Here is an 18,545-nt window from a genome sequence, read left to right as displayed (position 1 = left end):
TAACCACCTTGCTCAATAAGACACCTATTTCATATTATTCTTTGCTTTTATTTTTGTAATACGGCTCACATTATAACGCGATAAATCAGTAACTCACTTGCTCTTTAAAATCGAAAATGGCTTAATATCAACGTCCTGTATAACAGGGCTATTTATGAAACAAAGTGAAAGAAAAACTTCGTTACACTGTTCAAACGTACACAGTTGTCCTGAAGCGCTTCAATATTCTTTTGTACATAAGTAACACATTAATTTATTTTCAGGAGACATAACATGTCTAAAGCAACTGGTATCGTTAAGTGGTTCAACGATGAGAAAGGTTTCGGTTTCATCACTCAAGACAATGGCGGCGCTGACGTATTCGTTCACTTCCGTGCTATCGCTGGTGAAGGCTTCAAATCTCTAGCAGAAGGTCAAAAGGTTTCTTTTGACGTTGAGCAAGGCCAAAAAGGTCCTCAAGCTGCTAACGTTGAGCGCATCTAATCTACAACGAACAGTTGAAGAAGTAAGGGGATCTTAGGATGCCCTTTTTTATTTCCGTAAAAATAATATCAACCTACTTAAACAACATATACCATCTCTTTGCGATTGAAGCCCATATTAATTATTGGTGTGCCACAACCAAGTTAATCCTCTTCTTTCTCTATCTCTACAAAGCCTAGTAACTGATATAACTTCCTTGCAGTGTTCTCTAGATACACACGATTGTAATCAGCTAGCTGCGCTAACGCCTCATTCAACAAGGCTTTTTCGACACCTTTACCTTACACATTATTCGCAACAGCAATACCTAATGTCTACACTTCACGCTCTGTTTCGACTTGCTTATTAAAACTTAGGCTTGCGAGTACATACCCTACTACATGTTCACTTTCAGAAATGGCAACCAATAACCCACTTGGCCAACAATCATATGCTTGGCGAAATAAAACATCGGGATAACAGTGCTCGCCAAATAGCTCACTTCTCTAATGGTATATTGCAGTAAGATCTGATTTTTTGGCTTGTCGTATTTGATATAGCACTACCCATTACTTCGTAACATATTGTACCCAAAAAAAACCAGCCCATCTGCTTAACTAAAAGTCAGCAAAATGTAGACTGGTTATATGCAGTATAGATTATAAGTAATCTATTACTTGTCAGCGCGGCTCATGAATTTTTGCTCAGCCGTGTTAACTTTAATTTTTTCGCCATTCGCGATGTATTCTGGAACTTGAACAACTAGGCCCGTTGAAAGTGTTGCAGGCTTAGTACGTGCACTTGCAGAAGCACCTTTGATTGATGGATCCGTTTCAACGATAGTTAGTTCAACCGTCGCTGGAAGTTCAATAGCAACAGGCGAGCCATCAACAATAAGAACTTCGATACCTTTAGTATCTTCAGTAATGAACAATAGTTCTTCCGCAATAGCTTCTTTGTTGAAAGAATACGGAGTGTAATCTTCATCATCCATAAACACATACTCTTCACCGTCGATGTAAGAGAATGAAGCTTTAGTACGACGGAAGTCTGCTAGAGTAACCATTTCATCAGCTTTAAAGCTAACGTCTGATTTAGTACCAGTAGCTACATCATAAATACGCATTCTGTAAAGACTTGCGCCAGCACGACCACTAGGTGTTAGCTTAGTAATTTCTTTTACAAGAGCTACTTTACCGTTAAGTTCAATAGCAGCAAATTTTTTAATATCGCTAGCCTTTGGCATGATCATAATTCCAAATAAAAATAGTGGTGAGAAATTACACCAAGATACAGATTTATAGCAAGTGTTATAGTAGTACAAATACTAATTTTTTGCGTTTACTCATAGCTTTGCTCAAGGCTTAAACAAGAACATTCAACTTTCAGCTAATACAGGCTTAATACTCAAAACATACTGTAAATCAAACGTAAGCGTGCCATAAACACCGCATTCTAATCACTTTACTCGAAGAATAAGATCAAATCTCCAATCCAAAGGAGATTTAAAATGGCAACACGACGTACCAATCAAGAATGGCAGACTTTGTTTGAGTGCTATGAATCCAGCCAACTCACTCAACGTGCTTTTTGTGAACATCACGGATTAAGTCTTTCCACGTTTCATGCCAAACGCCAACAGTTAACACACCTTCAAACACCACAGACTAACGGCTTCGTCAAAGCAAACGTTGTAGAGCAGACAACACGTTACCATATGACGCAAATACCTACCGCGAATATGACACTTTTTGTCAACGACGTTGAGCTGAGTATTCCTCAAGGCACGCCCGCTGCCTACCTGGCAGAACTCATTGGAGCCTTGTCATGAAACATATGCTAAGTGCACCAGATATTTATCTGTATCGTGAGAGTGTCGATTTTAGAAAGTCCATCAATGGCCTCGCGGCGATTATCGAAAGTGACACCGATTTACCCTTGGGAAGCGGCGCACTATTCCTGTTTACCAATAAACAGCGCGACAAAATCAAAGTGTTGTACTGGGATAAAACAGGCTTTGCACTTTGGTATAAACGCCTTGAAAAAGCCAAGTATAAATGGCCGTCAAAAGAGAAAAATGACGTGTTTACCCTGACTCAATGCGAGCTTGATAGACTGCTTTCTGGCTTCACGATTATCGGCCATAAACCCGTTCAAATAAACGATTTTACAATGACTTAATCGATAATAAAGCTATATCCACCAAGCGTTAACGGCATGACTTTAGTATAATAAATGCCATGAAAAAGACGCCAAATATCAACCCAGAAAGCCAAGATGTTGCCGAGCTACAAGCGATGGTGAAAGAGTTGTTGGCGTTGCAAAACACAGCGAATCTCAGTGGAAACAAGAGCGTCAATCTCTGCTTGAGCAACTCAACTGGCTTTCGACCGCCAGTCGCAAACGCTCGGAGGCGTTAAAGCCCTACGATGAATCTCAAGGTGACCTCTTCAACGAAGCGGAATGTGAAGCCGCTAAGGAAGAAGAGGTTGAGGTTACGACGACCACCACAACCACAACGAAGAAACGCGGTAAGCGTAAGCCTCTTCCAAAGACCTTACCTCGTGAAGTTATCGAACTTGATTTAGACGACCATGAAAAGCAGTGTGCATGCTGCAATCATGACCTGCATAAAATCGGTGAAGACAGCAGTGAAAAGCTGGAGTTTTCGCCAGCCGTACTCAAAGTGCTGGAATATGTTCGCCCTAAATATGCTTGCCGCCAGTGCGAGCAAACTGAAGACAGCAATCACATCGTTCAAAAGCCAGCACCGCAAAGCATTATCCCGAAGAGCTTTGCCACAGAAAGCTTGCTTGCCAACATCATTCTTGGCAAATACCAGTACGCGATGCCACTTTACCGCCAAGAGTCGCTGTTTACCCAGTCGGGAATCGAGCTATCACGAACCACTATGGCCAGATGGGTTATCCAAGTTAGTGAGAAGTTCAAACCACTCTATGCCGCTCTAAAAGAGCACCTACTTCAACAAGTGGTGGTCCAGGCGGATGAAACGCCACTCAATGTTCTCAAGGAAGAAAAACAGTGTTACATGTGGCTCTACTGCTCGGGCGCAGACTCGCCAGAAGCCGCACTCCCCAATGTGAAGAATATTGCCTTGTACGACTATCAAAACAGTCGCGCGAGGGCATGCCCTGTTGCCTTCTTGGGGGATTACAGTGGTTATCTACAAACCGATGGCTATGGTGCCTATGATGGTCTTTATCACGTCACCAATGTTGGCTGCATGGCACATGCACGGCGAAAGTTCATGGAGGCTAAGAAGCTTCAAGGTAAAGGTAAGTCAGGCAAAGCAGATAAAGCGCTGGCCAAAATCCAGAAGCTCTATGGGATAGAATCGCGCTTAAAAGGTGCGACTGTCGAAACACGAAAAGCAGAACGTCAACTGCATAGCAAACCGATACTGGACGAGTTGTACGAGTGGATGACATCTCAACAAGTGATAGCGTCTAGCCCGCTGGGTAAAGCGATAAAATACACGCTCGGCCAATGGCCGAAGGTGATCCGCTATATCGATGACGGTCACTTATCGATAGACAATAACCGCGCTGAACGCGCAATTAAACCGCTGGTCATTGGCAGAAAGAACTGGTTGTTCTCGAACACGCCAAATGGTGCTGATGCGAGTGCGATGCTTTACAGCATCGTCGAGACTGCGAAAGCCAACGGCCTTATCCTCTACGACTACATGGTCAAGTGCATGAAAGAGCTCGCGAAAGCTGAGCCCGATATCGATGCACTCCTACCTTGGAACCTCAAACACTAACAAATATCGCCCCGTGGGTTCATGGGGCGTTTACAGCTTACTCGCCCTTATGACAAACAGCACCCAACGTTAAGCCGAAAGTTTCCGTGGCTAATTTCGTTTTCCTTTGGTTTATTACATGGATTGGGTTTTGCCAGCGCATTAAAAGAAGTAGGATTAAGCCAAACCAGCATTCCGTTAGCCCTCGCCTGTTTTAATATCGGTGTTGAACTCGGGCAATTGATCTTCTTATCGTTTCTTATAATGCTATTGAAATTGTGCGCTAAAGTGCCTGTATTTCATCATAAGTTGTTTCAAAAAACACCTTTATACATTATGGGAATCATGGCGTCTTTTTGGTTTATTCAACGAGCGTACATTATGTTCCATGTTTTATAGTGGTCATTACAGAGAACATAATACGTAAACAAATATTGTATTTTTGCTGCTAGCTTGCATTAGCCAATACTGTAATAGTGGCAAGACAAAAATAAAAACTGAAGTTAATAAAGGAAGTCATCATGTATATAGCAATGAATCGTTTTAAAATCCATTTAGGCTCTGAGCAAGAATTTATCGATATCTGGAAGAACCGCGATACCTACCTAGATACCGTACCGGGTTTTCAATCATTCAACTTGCTTCAAGGTACATCAAACGATGAGTACACGCTGTTTGCATCGCACTCAGTATGGGATTCTCGCCAAGCGTTTGAAGACTGGACACAATCAGAAGCATTCCGTAAAGCTCATGCTAATGCTCGCGGTAATAAAGACATTTATTTAGGCGCACCAAACTTTGAAGGGTTTGAAAGCTGCCTGTAATTTACATTTCTTTTTAAATGAATACCCAAATACGATTTACCTGTGTTTGGGTATTTTTATTACCTAGATACTGAAGATATCTTTAAACATCACAAGATAAAACATCACCGCGATCACTCCTAATAGCCAAGCTAATACAGTAAAAACGATGCCAAAACACATCACTTTCTCGCTAACGAACTTAGAGATCAACTTTACAGAAAGATAAGATGAAACGATAAAACCAGAGACGACTATCAGCAAAACAACATTGATGAGAGGATGGCTAAGACTCTCACCATGAAGCAACATATAAGTACCAGTTGTACCCGCAAAAGACAGTACGGGAATCAGATATAAAATCAGAAATATCGCTGCAGTACTCACATTTACTCCATCTTGGTGTAGGCGTGAAGACAAGTTGCCTGCCATTTAACTTTAAAACAGCACCTTACGCACCTAGTGTCGCAAGGTAAACGTCCCGCAACCATAGATACATATAGTCATGCGTTGTATCGCATCATACACAAGAAAAGAAATAAGCAAATACATTAACTATCACGCTACTATTCCAAAAGTTCATTCACTTCTCCAACAAAAACTTGCCACCATTTAAAGGCAATTAATGGCTTTTAAATTGAATAACTTAAGTGAAATTGTTAACAAATAAAACGGATAATGTACTTTCATCTTAATGATGTTAAAAAAATGATAAATAAATGCTAATATTAAGAAAACTTATTAAAAGTGATATGCCTATTGTGAAGAAAGAATCGATACTTTTATCTGCACATCGCAAATTCAATTTTTTATTGAGTGACCTTGTACTGAGCTCAAAAATTGAACCTTTCCTAGAGCGGATGGTTGATATGGTAGAAAATTTTTTACCAGGCAGTAAAGTATCCATTCTCACTTTAAATCAAGAACAAGGCACTTTACATACAGGGATAAAGAACAACCTGCCTGATTTTTATAATGAGGCGGTTAATGGTATCAAAATCGGAAAAAATGTAGGAAGTTGTGGGGCGGCTGCATTTCTTAACAAAACCGTCATTGCTAGTAATATCAATGAACATCCGAACTGGAAGCCGTTTTTAGCCATTACACAAAAAGCAAATCTACACTCTTGCTGGTCTGTACCTTATACCGATTCAAACTCAAATGTATTAGGCACATTCGCCATTTACCATAATGAACCTAAATCACCTTCGGAAATTGAAGAAGAAATCGTTAATGTGGCAGCACTAATTATATCAGTCGCTTACGAGAAATTAATACTCGAAGAACAACTTCGCTTTAGCGCAACGCATGATGAATTAACCAAACTTCATAATCGAACTTATTTAAATGAAGTAGCGACTAAATTTATATCACTGTGCGAAAGAAAAAATTTAAAGAGCTCACTGTTATTTATCGATTTAGATAAATTTAAATTAGTTAATGATAATCTTGGTCACAAAGTTGGCGATGATCTACTTGTTGTAGTTTCAGATGTTATATCACAACAAGTACGTAGCTGTGATATTGCATCCCGTTTTGGTGGCGATGAGTTTATTATTGTAATGGAAAACACCCATACAAGAGATGGTACTCAAGTCGCAAACCGACTTCACGAAGCTATTATGGCCAAAGTACCATCCAATATATTAGATCTGGGATTTGGTGTAAGCATTGGTGTCGCAACTTCAACGGAAGAAAATCAATCCTTGGATCAACTCATTCAGAAAGCAGACCAAGCAATGTATCATGCAAAGCAGCACCGTTTAGGTGTATATAGCGATACTTCACTTTAACTAAATCAGAAAAAAGTGTTTAGTTAATTCATTGTTGCCAGATTACAGTTCATCATTGAGTGTAATATTGGAATGTCGACTCACCTATCTCAACACCACAATTAATTTATCCGCCTCCCACCTTGCCTATTTGCCCTTAAATACGGGATACTTGATGTTATACGTACTTAGGGTTTTACTCTGAAGCGTTTAACGACTTAAACACAATAAACTGCTGAATTGATAAGCGGTTTTAACAACAAGCCATTGCTTAGATAAAGAGTAATAATAACAACCGTAATGGCTATGGATGATTTATGAACGATAAGAACCAAGCAACACTTTATTGGATTGACTACGAAACGTTTGGCGCAAGCCCTGCCAATGATCGTCCTTGCCAGTTTGCGGGTGTCCGTACTGATATGGACATGAACATTATTGGTGAGCCACTTGTCATTTACTGTAAGCCACCAGCAGATTACTTACCGTCACCTGAAGCGTGTTTAATCACAGGTATTACACCGCAAGAAGCGATGGAAAAAGGCTTATCAGAGCCTGAGTTTATTGAAGCAATTCATGCTGAACTGTCAAAACCCAATACCTGTGTCATTGGTTACAACAACGTTCGTTTTGATGATGAAGTGACGCGCTATACCTTATACCGCAACTTCTTCGACCCATACGGTTGGGCTTGGCAAAATGGTAACTCGCGTTGGGATTTATTAGATATTATGCGTACTTGTTACGCATTGCGCCCAGAGGGTATCAACTGGCCGCTTGATGATGAAGATCGCCCTAGCTTTAAACTTGAAAAACTGTCTGTTGCTAATGGCATTGAACACGCCAATGCCCATGATGCAATGGCTGATGTTTACGCGACAATCGAGCTGGCAAAAATCATTAAAACGAATCAACCGAAGTTGTTTGATTACCTGTTTGATTTACGTCATAAGCGCAAGCTACAAGAATTAATCGATATTGTTAACTTAACGCCGTTAGTGCATATCTCTGGCATGTTTGGTACCGATTGTGGCAATACTAGCTGGATTGTGCCAATGGCATGGCACCCTGACAATAAGAACACCGTTATTACTGTGAACCTTGCGCTTGATCCTACCCCATTAATTGAGCTTAATGCCGACCAACTGCGTAACCGTTTATATACTAAGCGTGTTGATTTAGCGCCAGATGAATTACCAGTGCCCGTTAAAGAAGTGCATTTGAATAAGTGCCCTGTTCTTGCCCCAGCTAAAACATTAAAAGCTGAAGATGCTGCGCGTTTAGGGATTGATAGAGAGCAATGTTTAAAGAACCTTGCCCTAATTAAACAGCACCCTGAAATTCGTGAAAAGTTAATCGAAATGGTTAGTGTTAAACGTGAATATGCAGCTAACGATAATGTTGATGCGATGCTTTACGATGGGTTCTTCTCAACAGCGGATCGTTCAACCATGGATATTATTCGTGAAACAACGCCCGACCAGTTAGCGTCACTTGAAATCAATGTAGATGACAAGCGTATTAAGCCGTTGTTATTCCGCTATCGTGCCCGTAACTTCCCGATGACGTTAAGTTATGAAGAGCAAGTACGCTGGAAGCACCATTGCCAAGATTTCTTTGAAATGAATATGACAAAGTATATGGAAAACTTTGAGGCCGTCGCCTACGAGCATGAATCTGACGAAAGTAAGATGAAAGTTTTACAATCTCTCTATGATTATGTTTCTAAATTGGTTTAAGCCTTTTTACTAATAAGATTGCGATAAAAAAAGCCTATTACGTGACTTTCTTTTGGAATGTCGCGAATAGGCTTCTTTTTTTAAGATTATGATGTAGTGATTTATTTGATGATTACATCATTAACGCTAACAATTAAAGACAGCAATAAGCAGCTCTTTGATTTGAGCTTATCAATATCGGAATAGCGATTATTGATACCGTTACGCACTTGATCTATTAAACGGTAGGTGTGCAGAATGACAACGCAAACCTTATTGAAATGTTATAGCTACGAGAAAATAGATTTTTTTCCTGAAAAGCATCTATTGATATGGAAAGATCATACGCAAACGTTATTAACACGAGAGGAATCTCGGTTATTGGAAGTGTTATGTCTCTTTGCTGGCGAAGTGATTGGGGCCGATTCACTCTATCGTAAAACGTTTACGTCATTAGATGCGTTTGAAGAAACCAGTGATCACAATTATGATTTGAACTTATTGCTGGTATCACTCACAGGTAAGTTACAATGTAATGGACTAATGGCAATACCTATCCATATTGTACCTCACTATGGCTTTCGTGTACCGCTACCGACGAAAACATCACGTCGACTGCCTTTTACTACTCGTCCGCGTCCAACGGCTCCCTCCTCTATAAAAAAGCCATCATTATACAATAAAGCATGGTTTAAATATGTTGTGATTGATTTCATTTGGCTAAAAGTTTCAATTCTTTTGACACTCGCCGCGCTCATTGGTCTATTATTGTGGAGTTAACCACCAACAAATATCTCTTTATCTATATTTTTTTATCAATTATCTAAATGATGCTCTTTTTAGTGTGACAAACAGCGCATTTATTTGTATGATAAATCAAACTCTCTAGCATTACCCTTTTTACTATGGATTACATTCGATCTTTTGCCATTGTTATGTTTTGCTTTTTACTTGGTCAAGGCATACAACATCTGACTCAATTGCCGATTCCAGGCAGCATTATTGGTTTGTTTTTATTATTCTTTGGCCTTGTTACTGGAATATGCAAAACAAAATGGGTCGATAAAACCTGTAATTTACTCATCAAGCATATGGCATTACTATTCGTGCCAGTTGGGGTTGGCTTAATGAACTACCTCGGTTTAATTGAGCACAATGCAACTATCATCTTTGCGAGCACATTAGGTAGCACATTAATTGTATTGCTTGTGATCGGCCTTGCGCTTCACCATAAGGAAAAAGAGTAATGATCTGGTTAGTTGCAACGCTAGTGGTATTTTACAGCATGCGCTATTTAGCGATGAAAATTCGTAATCCACTTTTTAATCCATTACTTATTTCACTGATTATTTTAATTGCTGCACTGCGTTGGTTACAGGTGCCTTATGAAACCTATTTTGCTGATAACGAAATTATTAACTATTTACTAGGTCCTGCGGTGGTGGCATTAGCCTTGCCTTTATATCAGCAACTGCCATTGATTAGACGTAAATGGAAAACCATTTTAAGTGCCTGTTTTGTAGGTAGTATCTTGTCTATGACATTTGGTACGGGTATTGCGTTTTTGATGGGAGCCGATGCCGAACTGGCCGCGAGTATTTTACCTAAATCAATTACTACACCACTAGCAATGGCTGCCTCTCAGCAAATTGGGGGCATTCCTGCTATTACAGCAGCCATGGTGATTATTGTTGGTTTATTTGGTGCAGTGCTCGGTTATCCTGTAATGAAGCTGTTTCGTATTCATCACCCATTAGCAAAAGGGTTATCCATTGGTACGGTATCTCATGCTCTAGGTACGGCAAAAGCTGTCGAAGAAGATTATAAGGAAGGGGCATTTAGTTCATTAGCGTTAGTGATCTGTGGGATCATGACAACGTTATTAGCACCCATCATGTTCCCTATTTTGGAACACCTGTTTTTCCATTAAGTTAAACTTACCTCACGTATATGGGCTTAAACACAAATTCTTATTAGTTTTAAGTTCATAATGCTTTGATGACGATTTACTACATCAAGAATTACATTTATATGTGTGAGTTCGCTCTCGATAATGTATGAAGAACCACATTATCATTATTAATGTGATTCGCATCACACTAGATTGATAGTAATTAACTTAGAATGTTTCTCCATCAACAATACGGAGTAACACCCCAATGCACGCAAAAGTTATGGATGCATTAGGTCAATTACCTAAAGAGCTTGCATCAGCTTTAAGACCAATTATTGAAGATAAAGGTTTCGATTCAACAATTAGTCCTGAACAATTTGAACAGTTAGTTTCCCAAACTAATTTATCTGATACTGATCTTCGCCTTGCTCTCCTTCCTGTCGCTGCTGCTTACGCTGTTGTTCCTATTTCTAATTTCTATGTTGGTGCTATTGTTCGCGGTACATCTGGACGCCTATATTTCGGTGCAAATATGGAATTTGAAGGCGCAAGTATGGCGTGTACGATCCATGCAGAGCAATCTGCAATCAGCCATGCTTGGATCAAAGGTGAAACAGGTATTAAAGACGTAACAATTAATTATAGCCCTTGCGGCCACTGCCGTCAGTTCATGAATGAATTGAATACGGCACAAGATTTAGTTATTCAACTTCCAGAACGTCAACCAATGACGCTGCAACAATACCTTCCTGAATCTTTCGGTCCTGCTGATCTTGGTATTAAAGATGCGCTATTAAGCGACATTAATAATGGTATTACGATTGCAGAGCAATCAGAGCTTGCTGTTGCCGCTTGTGATGCAGCTAACCGCTCTCATGCACCGTACTCTAATAACTTCAGTGGTGTTGCATTAAAAGCTAAAGATGGTCGTGTTTTTGTTGGTATGTATGCTGAAAACGCGGCATTTAATCCAAGCCTTCCTCCGCTACAAGTCGCACTGGTTAATATGAACATGTCAGGCTATAAGCTATCTGAACTTGTCGAAGCGGCATTAGTAGAAAGTGCAGAAAGCCGAATCAGTCAATTAGCGCGTACTCAAGCACTCTTAGAAGCGCTAAATCCTGATATTCAAATGACTTATGTTGCTTACTAACCGTTAGTTATAGCAATATCTGTTGATGTAAGACCGCCATAATAGGCGGTTTTTTATTGCCTAATCCATTCAACTCAATCAGTTATATTGGCTATCTAAAAACAAAAGCGTATTATCTCGCTATGCTTTTTTGATGAAACCAATTTTAATGTCAGATTCACACAACCCAGCTCATAATCCAGTCCAAGGTGCCGGATGGATGCTTTCCGCAGGCCTTGCCTTTGCGATTGTAAATAGCCTTGCACAATTTCTCAGTATTAAACTCCATGTCTCTTCAACCACATTTGCGTTGATCCAATACTTTGTTGCACTGGTGGCTATGCTGCCATGGCTGAGAACCATGGGTATTCGCCGATCACTAAAGACAAAACAATTCTTCCAGCACTGCTTCCGTGTCTTTCTTGCGGTGATTGGTATCCAACTCTGGCTATGGGCACTTGCCTACCCTGTTCCTATTTGGCAAGGTATTGCGCTGCTTATGACTTCACCGTTATTTGCAACCATTGGCTCAGGCGTATTGCTGAAAGAAAAAGTGGGCGCAGCACGTTGGTGTGCAACTCTTGCTGGCTTTATTGGCGCGATGATCATTTTAGAGCCATGGTCTGATTCATTTAGTATTGCTACGTTACTGCCTGTCGGCGCTGCCGTTTTCTGGGCGGGTTATTCTCTAATGGTGAAAAAGCAATCTAATACAGAATCACCAACCACTGTTGTGATGTATTTGCTTATTCTGATCACGCCATTTAACTTGTTACTGGCTCTACCTGATTTTAATATGCCAACGGGCAGCACGACATGGACATTAATAATCGCCGCAGGCTTGTTAACCGCACTTGCACAATGGGCGATAGCGAAAGCCTATGCTGTGGCTGATGCATCATTTGTTCAACCTTTCGACCATGCAAAATTACCACTAAACGTGTTAGGGGGTTGGCTTGTATTTGGTTGGGTTCCACCTGGTCGATTATGGTTAGGTGCAGCGATTATTATTGCTTCTGTGGCCTTTATCACCCAGTGGGAAAAGCGCAAATAGCTTAGTAATAACTGTAACCCATAAAAGATTCATCTAACCGCCTTCTTGGCGGTTTTTTTATTATAAGGTTTAGAGCCTTTCTAATATCTACTATTAAATTCTATTTAAATCCTGACGCAAACGTTTGCTTAAATAAGAAAAAAAGGTATTATCACGCTCAACCAACACTATCCAACATAAATAGTAAGGAATAATAATGTTAGGTACAGCTAATGGTTCAAATGCAACACGTGTTTTACTTTTAGGCTCTGGCGAACTTGGCAAAGAAGTCGCGATTGAATGCCAACGTTTAGGCATTGAAGTGATTGCCGCAGATCGTTACCCCAACGCTCCTGCAATGCAAGTTGCACATCGTAGTCATGTGATTGATATGCTCGATGGCGACGCGCTAAAACACATTATTGAACTAGAAAAGCCCGACTTCGTTGTTCCTGAAATTGAAGCCATTGCCACTGACACGCTTGTAGAATTAGAGCAGCAAGGTGTTAACACCGTTCCTACCGCGAATGCGACGAAACTAACGATGAACCGAGAAGGTATTCGTTGCTTAGCTGCTGAAACCTTATCTATTCCGACATCACCTTATGAATTTGCCGATCAATTCGATAATTTCTCAGCAGCAGTACATCGCGTTGGTATGCCATGTGTCGTAAAGCCAATTATGAGCTCATCAGGTAAAGGTCAAAGCGTGATTAAAACTGCGGCTGATATTGAATCGGCTTGGCAGTACGCACAAGAAGGCGGTCGTGCAGGTGCGGGTCGTGTGATCATTGAAGGCTTTGTCGATTTTGATTACGAAATCACGTTATTAACTGTTCGTGCGGTAGATGGTGTACATTTCTGTGCACCTATTGGTCATCGTCAAGAAGATGGGGATTACCGTGAATCATGGCAGCCTCAACAGATGTCTGAAACGGCATTAAAAGCTGCACAAGATGTAGCTGAGAAAGTGGTTAACGCACTTGGCGGTTTTGGTTTGTTTGGTGTCGAGCTATTTATTAAAGGCGATACGGTATTGTTTAGCGAAGTCTCCCCTCGTCCACATGATACGGGTATGGTCACGCTTATTTCGCAAGAATTGTCTGAGTTTGCACTGCATGTTCGTGCTTTCCTTGGTTTACCCATTCAGCACATCATCCAATATGGCCCATCGGCTTCTGCAGTGATCCTTGCTGAAGGTGTATCATCAAACATCAGTTTCGATAACCTGTTACCTGCACTATCTCGTCCACAAACGCAGATCCGATTATTTGGAAAGCCTGAAATTAATGGTCGTCGTCGTTTAGGTGTAGCACTTACACGCCGAGAAGATATCGATAGCGCAGTAAATGATGCCGTCAATGCTGCTGATGATGTTGAAGTAATTTTCGATTAACCACGCTTAGCCCAGCATATTACAATTTCTCTGTCAGCAAAAAGGCATGTTTTCTAATAACCAGAAACCATGCCTTTATTTTTATTTGTTTTATAGCATAAACTTACACTTCAATTAGCCATACTTCTTCGGCAAATCGCGATAAACCACGTTGGCGACGAGGATGACTTTCATCAGCATCATCACGCTCAAGATGCGTCACTTTACAACCCGCAAATAATGCTTCAACGTCTGCTTTTGGTACAGAGAAAGGAGGCCCAGCTAATTCATCTTGTGGGTAGTCTAACGTTACCAACAAAATACGACCGCCAGTTTTAACCAACGACAATAGTTTTTCGACGTACATTTGTCGCATTTCTTCTGGCATTGCAATTAATGCTGCGCGATCATAAACCACATCAACAGGATCGATATTTAGCGTGAAGTAGTCACCTTGGTAAATCGAAATTTCATCAAATTCGTAAAGATGTTGATGACCAACACCTGTCACTAAAGGTGTATACAGGTTTTCTGCAAAAAAGGCTTTAACTGCAATATCACTCAGCTCAACCCCAATCACGTGGTCATGTTTTTGTGCTAACCACACAAGATCTTCCGACTTGCCACACATAGGGACAAACACGCGATCATCACGTTGTGTATTTAACGCCGACCAATGCTTGATAAGTAACGGGTTAACATCTGATAAGTGAAAACCAATTCGATTTTCTGCCCAGCGTGAGTGCCAAAATTCTGCATCCATTTTATGACTCGACTTTTTCTAATTAAAATAATAATGCTGAAATAATAACATATGTCACTGGCTTTCAAAGACTGCTAACAGTCGCTTTTTATAACAACGCAGTGACTGTCAATCTTGCTATCTTTGCGCTTAAAACGGGATAACGCTGCTAACTTCAGAGCGAGCTAAATCGCGTAATAATGTTAAACCTTGTTGTAACCGTTGCTCAGAATTGATAGCCATCAGTGACAAACGAATATGCTGGGGATCGTCGCCATTTGCATTAAAATAACGCCCACTACTGACAATTAACCCTTGGTTTTTTGCTTCCATCACAAAGCTTTCCTGCGGCCAATGTTGAGGCAATGGCCACCAGATTTGAAAGCCAGTTTCATTACCGTCATGGTTTAAAATATCGCGGGCTAGTTGTTGTCTTTTACAGGCGATTTCACGCTGGTTTTCTGCTAATTCAAAGGCTTCACCACTATCAATTAATTGCGATGCAGCAATATAATTTAGCGGTGACGATAACCAAATATTAGCGCGAATAGTGGCTTGTAAAACCGCGATATGTGATTCAGGTACTTTTAGAAAGCCACAACGTAAAGCAGGACTAAGGGCTTTTGATAGTCCTGAAATATGAAAGCTATACAATGGAATGCGATTACTGATCGCGGCGATAGGATCTGGATTTAAAAAGCCGTAAATATCATCTTCAACTAACCAAATATTATTGTGTTCAATCACTGTTGCAATGGCATCCCGTCTTTCAGGCGGCATGGTGATACCAGTCGGATTTTGATGAGATGGCACGACAATAACTAATTTAGGCTGGTGTTGAGTGATCACCTGTTGCAAATCATCAGGGCACATCCCCTGCTCATCAAGTTTAACCCCTACCACATGGCGGCCTGCTGCTTGAGCGATCGCCATAATACCGGGATAAGTTAAGGCTTCTACCGCGATGGTATCACCAGGCTTAGTTAACGTATGAATAAGTAACGATAAGCCATGCTGCGCGCCATTTGTCAGCAACGTGTTATTGGCGTTTCCCCCTTCTAAACCAAATTTTTTGGCCCATGTTACAGCAGCCAAACGGTGGCTCTCGTGACCTGAATGTTCCGTGTAGCCCATTAAATGACAACTGAGGTGATCTGCTGCATTCATCATGGCATCACGCAGCGGAGACAGGTTTTGAGACAAGCAAGGTTGCAAGATAGAAAAATTAAAATCAGTTTCATCGTCAGCGGGTTGAATGACATCGCTGAGTCTTGACGGTGAGCATACAAATGTCCCACGCCCAACAAACGATTCCACGCGCTTTTTATCTACCAGTAACTGATATGCTTTAGCTATCGTCGCAGGTGTGGTGTTTAATTCATCCGCAAGTACGCGGTGTGTCGGCAATTTAAACCCCTTCGGATATTCATCACTTTCTATGCGTGCCTCTATTGTTTTTGCTATTTGTTTATATTTAGCGACACTCACAGTCTGATCCTATATTTATCATTACCACCAATCACTTAACTAACTTTAACCAAGTTCAATAAAAAATGATACCTTAAACAAACAAATTGACATATGTCAATGTAAGCTCTAGTGTACATAACCATCATGGTTAACCATTTCGCTAACGATTAGGGTAAATGGAAAAAACCATATTTAAAAACATAGTAACAACCCTTAAGAACAAACGTTCAGCTCGCTATCGCTTTATGAATAAAGGCATTGCCTGCTTACAACATATCGCATAATGACATAACTCAATTTTACTGTATTTGGTAAGGAAAAACCTATGACAACAAGTATCGCTTTTATTGGTTTGGGTGTAATGGGCTTCCCAATGGCACGTCACCTGTTTAAAGCAGGTTTCGACACTACGGTGTATAACCGCACTACCTCTAAAGCACAGCAATGGGCATTGGAGTTTTCTGGACAATACAGTGAAACGCCGCGTGAAGCCGCTCAGAACCGAGATGTGGTTGCGCTTTGTGTTGGTAACGATAATGACGTTCGAAGCGTTGTATTTGGCGCTGACGGCATTTTAGCAGGCATGAAAGCAGGCTCTACGCTTGTTGATCATACGACAACCTCTGCGGAACTTGCAGAAGAGTTAGCGAAAACATGCTTAGCTCAAGGTATTAACTTTATTGATGCGCCAGTTTCTGGTGGCCAAGCAGGTGCTGAAAATGGTGCACTGACTATCATGTGCGGTGGCGAACAAGCTGTTTTTGATAGCGTATTACCTATTTTAAACAGCTACGCGAAACAAGCGGTATTGGTTGGCGGTTATGGACAAGGTCAACGCTGTAAAATGGTGAATCAAATTTGTATTGCAGGTGTACTGCAAGGATTGAGTGAGGCATTAACGCTAGCACAAAAATCAAACCTTGATATCGAACAAGTTGTTAGCGTTCTAAAACATGGTGCGGCGGGCTCTTGGCAGATGGAGAATCGCGCTACAACGATGGCTGAAGATAAATTTGATTTTGGCTTTGCTATTGATTGGATGCGTAAAGATCTGGGCTTTTGTTTAGATGAAGCAAAAAAACATGATCTTGAATTACCACTAACGGACGCAGTGGATAAGCGTTATGGGTTATTACAAAACGAAGGACTAGGCAGAATGGATACATCTGTTTTAATTAAAGCTTTCAATAAAACGGTTTAATTTTATCTAAACAACAGTCATTGATACCAAATAGTGACTTTGTTAAAACCGATATTACATAACGCTAGAAAAGCGAAAGGGATACACTCGCATCCCTTTCTACCGATCTCGATAAGCATCAAGATCAAAAATCCGTTTTCCAATTCTACATTGGAGTCATGGAATACCGATTGAATCCATTCAGCTTACGAAATTCTGAATAGTTTAATCGAATCACGACGTACTGTTACACCACGGAAAGTTACAGGCTCTAACAACGTCATTAGTTGCTTAGAAACGAAAAACTTACCACCGTAGCTACGATCGCCACCACGATTAACCCAATCAGCAAATTCATCAGCCAGACTGAACATAGAGTTACCGACTAGTAAAACAAGAACTTTAGCAACTTCGCTATCGTTCTGACGGTTAAACTCAGCGTCACGAACTTTTTTACGATATTCGTCGACAATTCTTTCAAGGCACTCAAATCTGCTCATATACACCACCATAAAAATCGAGGCGTGGATACTACTGCTCTAGCCTATTTAAATCAACCCATCGCCTTATGTTTCTTTAAAAAACTGATACTTTTTTTCAATTTGGTAACAAAGATGATGCTATTCATCATTAAAAACTCGATTTAATTTCATATTCCCCTTCTAAAAACTTAAATTTCATTTTATATGCATATTTGTAGAATTGAAGTCCTAGATAGAATTAATTAAGAAATACAAATCGATGTCTATAAATACTAACTTTAAGCTGCTAGGTAAATTAAATCGTGAATTTTTAACTATTTCAGCAATGATTGAAATTTACTGCTCACATTACCATTACGATAAATATAAAAAAGTTAATTTATGTGAAAACTGTGAATCTTTCAAAAACCACCTAAAACAAAGGCTAGATCGTTGTCCTTATGGTATTGAAAAGCCAACATGTCGACAGTGCCCTATTCATTGCTACAAAGTTCAAGAAAAGGTCAAATCACAAACAATTATGCATTATTCAGGCCCTATAATGATGTATAAACATCCAATAATGGCCATTACACACTTAATTAATGATAAAAGAAAAGTTAAAGCACTAAATCAAGTGATGTCTTCAAACAGAAAAGTAAGAAAGAGTGAATAAACAATAAGTAAAAATTAAATGATGCATACGAGATGTTTTTAATTTTATATTTCATTCACTTTTA

Annotated in this window: 20 protein-coding genes and 1 pseudogene; 16 read left to right on the top strand and 5 right to left on the bottom strand. The window is 40.3% G+C overall.

Annotation, left to right across the window (positions count from 1 at the left end; translation table 11 throughout):
• Positions 1-273 precede the first annotated feature (273 nt).
• A complete protein-coding gene (locus tag SKA34_RS11040) occupies positions 274-483 on the top strand; it encodes a cold-shock protein (RefSeq protein ID WP_005367917.1) in 210 nt (69 codons plus the stop codon).
• Positions 484-1,135: 652 nt separating this feature from the next.
• Here the strand turns inward: SKA34_RS11040 and yeiP are convergent.
• Complete coding sequence (gene yeiP, locus SKA34_RS11035) at positions 1,136-1,708, bottom strand: elongation factor P-like protein YeiP (protein ID WP_006645616.1); 573 nt, start codon at positions 1,706-1,708, stop codon at positions 1,136-1,138.
• A gap of 264 nt (positions 1,709-1,972) precedes the next feature.
• Between yeiP and SKA34_RS11030 the strand changes: the two genes are divergently transcribed.
• From SKA34_RS11030 to SKA34_RS11010, 5 genes and pseudogenes are all read left to right on the top strand, one after another.
• Positions 1,973-2,293 (top strand): hypothetical protein, encoded by a 321-nt coding sequence (locus SKA34_RS11030; RefSeq protein ID WP_004998436.1) that lies wholly within the window; start codon positions 1,973-1,975, stop codon positions 2,291-2,293.
• Positions 2,290-2,643 (top strand): IS66 family insertion sequence element accessory protein TnpB, encoded by a 354-nt coding sequence (gene tnpB, locus SKA34_RS11025; RefSeq protein ID WP_006643801.1) that lies wholly within the window; start codon positions 2,290-2,292, stop codon positions 2,641-2,643. Before SKA34_RS11030 ends, tnpB begins: the two co-directional genes overlap by 4 nt.
• A gap of 59 nt (positions 2,644-2,702) precedes the next feature.
• Positions 2,703-4,246: pseudogene (locus tag SKA34_RS11020) on the top strand (IS66 family transposase).
• Positions 4,247-4,267: 21 nt separating this feature from the next.
• Positions 4,268-4,624 carry a HupE/UreJ family protein gene (locus SKA34_RS11015; protein WP_006645615.1) on the top strand — a complete coding sequence of 119 codons (357 nt, stop codon included), beginning with the start codon at positions 4,268-4,270 and terminating at the stop codon, positions 4,622-4,624.
• A 122-nt stretch (positions 4,625-4,746) separates the two neighbouring features.
• Complete coding sequence (locus tag SKA34_RS11010; RefSeq protein ID WP_006645614.1) at positions 4,747-5,049, top strand: antibiotic biosynthesis monooxygenase; 303 nt, start codon at positions 4,747-4,749, stop codon at positions 5,047-5,049.
• 63 nt (positions 5,050-5,112) lie between these two features.
• Here SKA34_RS11010 and SKA34_RS11005 read toward each other — a convergent pair whose 3' ends face one another.
• Positions 5,113-5,415, bottom strand: coding sequence for a hypothetical protein (locus SKA34_RS11005; RefSeq protein WP_157044484.1), 303 nt, complete (start codon positions 5,413-5,415; stop codon positions 5,113-5,115).
• A gap of 332 nt (positions 5,416-5,747) precedes the next feature.
• On the opposite strand from SKA34_RS11005, the gene SKA34_RS11000 reads away from it, so the two are divergent.
• The 8 genes from SKA34_RS11000 (at position 5,748) to purT (ending at position 13,973) form a co-directional block, all read left to right on the top strand.
• Entirely contained in the window at positions 5,748-6,821 is a 1,074-nt protein-coding gene (locus tag SKA34_RS11000) for a sensor domain-containing diguanylate cyclase (RefSeq protein ID WP_006645612.1), read from the top strand.
• Positions 6,822-7,117: 296 nt separating this feature from the next.
• Positions 7,118-8,539 carry an exodeoxyribonuclease I gene (gene sbcB, locus SKA34_RS10995; RefSeq protein WP_006645611.1) on the top strand — a complete coding sequence of 474 codons (1,422 nt, stop codon included), beginning with the start codon at positions 7,118-7,120 and terminating at the stop codon, positions 8,537-8,539.
• 237 nt (positions 8,540-8,776) lie between these two features.
• Entirely contained in the window at positions 8,777-9,298 is a 522-nt protein-coding gene (locus SKA34_RS10990) for a hypothetical protein (protein ID WP_006645610.1), read from the top strand.
• A gap of 125 nt (positions 9,299-9,423) precedes the next feature.
• The gene (locus tag SKA34_RS10985; RefSeq protein ID WP_006645609.1) at positions 9,424-9,765 is read left to right on the top strand and encodes a CidA/LrgA family protein; all 342 of its coding nucleotides are present in this window, start codon (positions 9,424-9,426) and stop codon (positions 9,763-9,765) included.
• Positions 9,765-10,448, top strand: coding sequence for a CidB/LrgB family autolysis modulator (locus SKA34_RS10980; protein WP_006645608.1), 684 nt, complete (start codon positions 9,765-9,767; stop codon positions 10,446-10,448). Before SKA34_RS10985 ends, SKA34_RS10980 begins: the two co-directional genes overlap by 1 nt.
• 229 nt (positions 10,449-10,677) lie before the next feature.
• Positions 10,678-11,565, top strand: a complete 888-nt coding sequence (gene cdd, locus SKA34_RS10975; protein ID WP_006645607.1) for a cytidine deaminase — start codon at positions 10,678-10,680, stop codon at positions 11,563-11,565.
• Positions 11,566-11,713: 148 nt separating this feature from the next.
• Positions 11,714-12,598: a DMT family transporter gene (locus SKA34_RS10970; RefSeq protein WP_039860408.1), complete on the top strand. Its 885-nt coding sequence runs from the start codon at positions 11,714-11,716 to the stop codon at positions 12,596-12,598.
• A gap of 196 nt (positions 12,599-12,794) precedes the next feature.
• Positions 12,795-13,973 carry a formate-dependent phosphoribosylglycinamide formyltransferase gene (purT, locus tag SKA34_RS10965; RefSeq protein WP_006645605.1) on the top strand — a complete coding sequence of 393 codons (1,179 nt, stop codon included), beginning with the start codon at positions 12,795-12,797 and terminating at the stop codon, positions 13,971-13,973.
• A gap of 103 nt (positions 13,974-14,076) precedes the next feature.
• Here the strand turns inward: purT and SKA34_RS10960 are convergent, their stop codons facing one another.
• A complete protein-coding gene (locus SKA34_RS10960; RefSeq protein WP_006645604.1) occupies positions 14,077-14,715 on the bottom strand; it encodes a thiopurine S-methyltransferase in 639 nt (212 codons plus the stop codon).
• A 129-nt stretch (positions 14,716-14,844) separates the two neighbouring features.
• Positions 14,845-16,182 (bottom strand): PLP-dependent aminotransferase family protein, encoded by a 1,338-nt coding sequence (locus SKA34_RS10955; RefSeq protein WP_006645603.1) that lies wholly within the window; start codon positions 16,180-16,182, stop codon positions 14,845-14,847.
• A 307-nt stretch (positions 16,183-16,489) separates the two neighbouring features.
• Between SKA34_RS10955 and SKA34_RS10950 the strand changes: the two genes are divergently transcribed.
• Complete coding sequence (locus tag SKA34_RS10950; RefSeq protein ID WP_006645602.1) at positions 16,490-17,365, top strand: NAD(P)-dependent oxidoreductase; 876 nt, start codon at positions 16,490-16,492, stop codon at positions 17,363-17,365.
• Between the two features lie 185 nt (positions 17,366-17,550).
• On the opposite strand, the gene SKA34_RS10945 is transcribed toward SKA34_RS10950, so the two are convergent.
• Positions 17,551-17,844, bottom strand: a complete 294-nt coding sequence (locus SKA34_RS10945; RefSeq protein WP_005367981.1) for a hypothetical protein — start codon at positions 17,842-17,844, stop codon at positions 17,551-17,553.
• A gap of 241 nt (positions 17,845-18,085) precedes the next feature.
• Between SKA34_RS10945 and SKA34_RS10940 the strand changes: the two genes are divergently transcribed.
• Positions 18,086-18,481, top strand: a complete 396-nt coding sequence (locus SKA34_RS10940; protein WP_006645601.1) for a nitrous oxide-stimulated promoter family protein — start codon at positions 18,086-18,088, stop codon at positions 18,479-18,481.
• The last annotated feature ends 64 nt before the right edge of the window (positions 18,482-18,545 follow it).

The organism is Photobacterium sp. SKA34, from assembly GCF_000153325.1.
Lineage (GTDB): Bacteria > Pseudomonadota > Gammaproteobacteria > Enterobacterales > Vibrionaceae > Photobacterium.
This window is presented reverse-complemented; position numbering and strand designations above follow the sequence as displayed.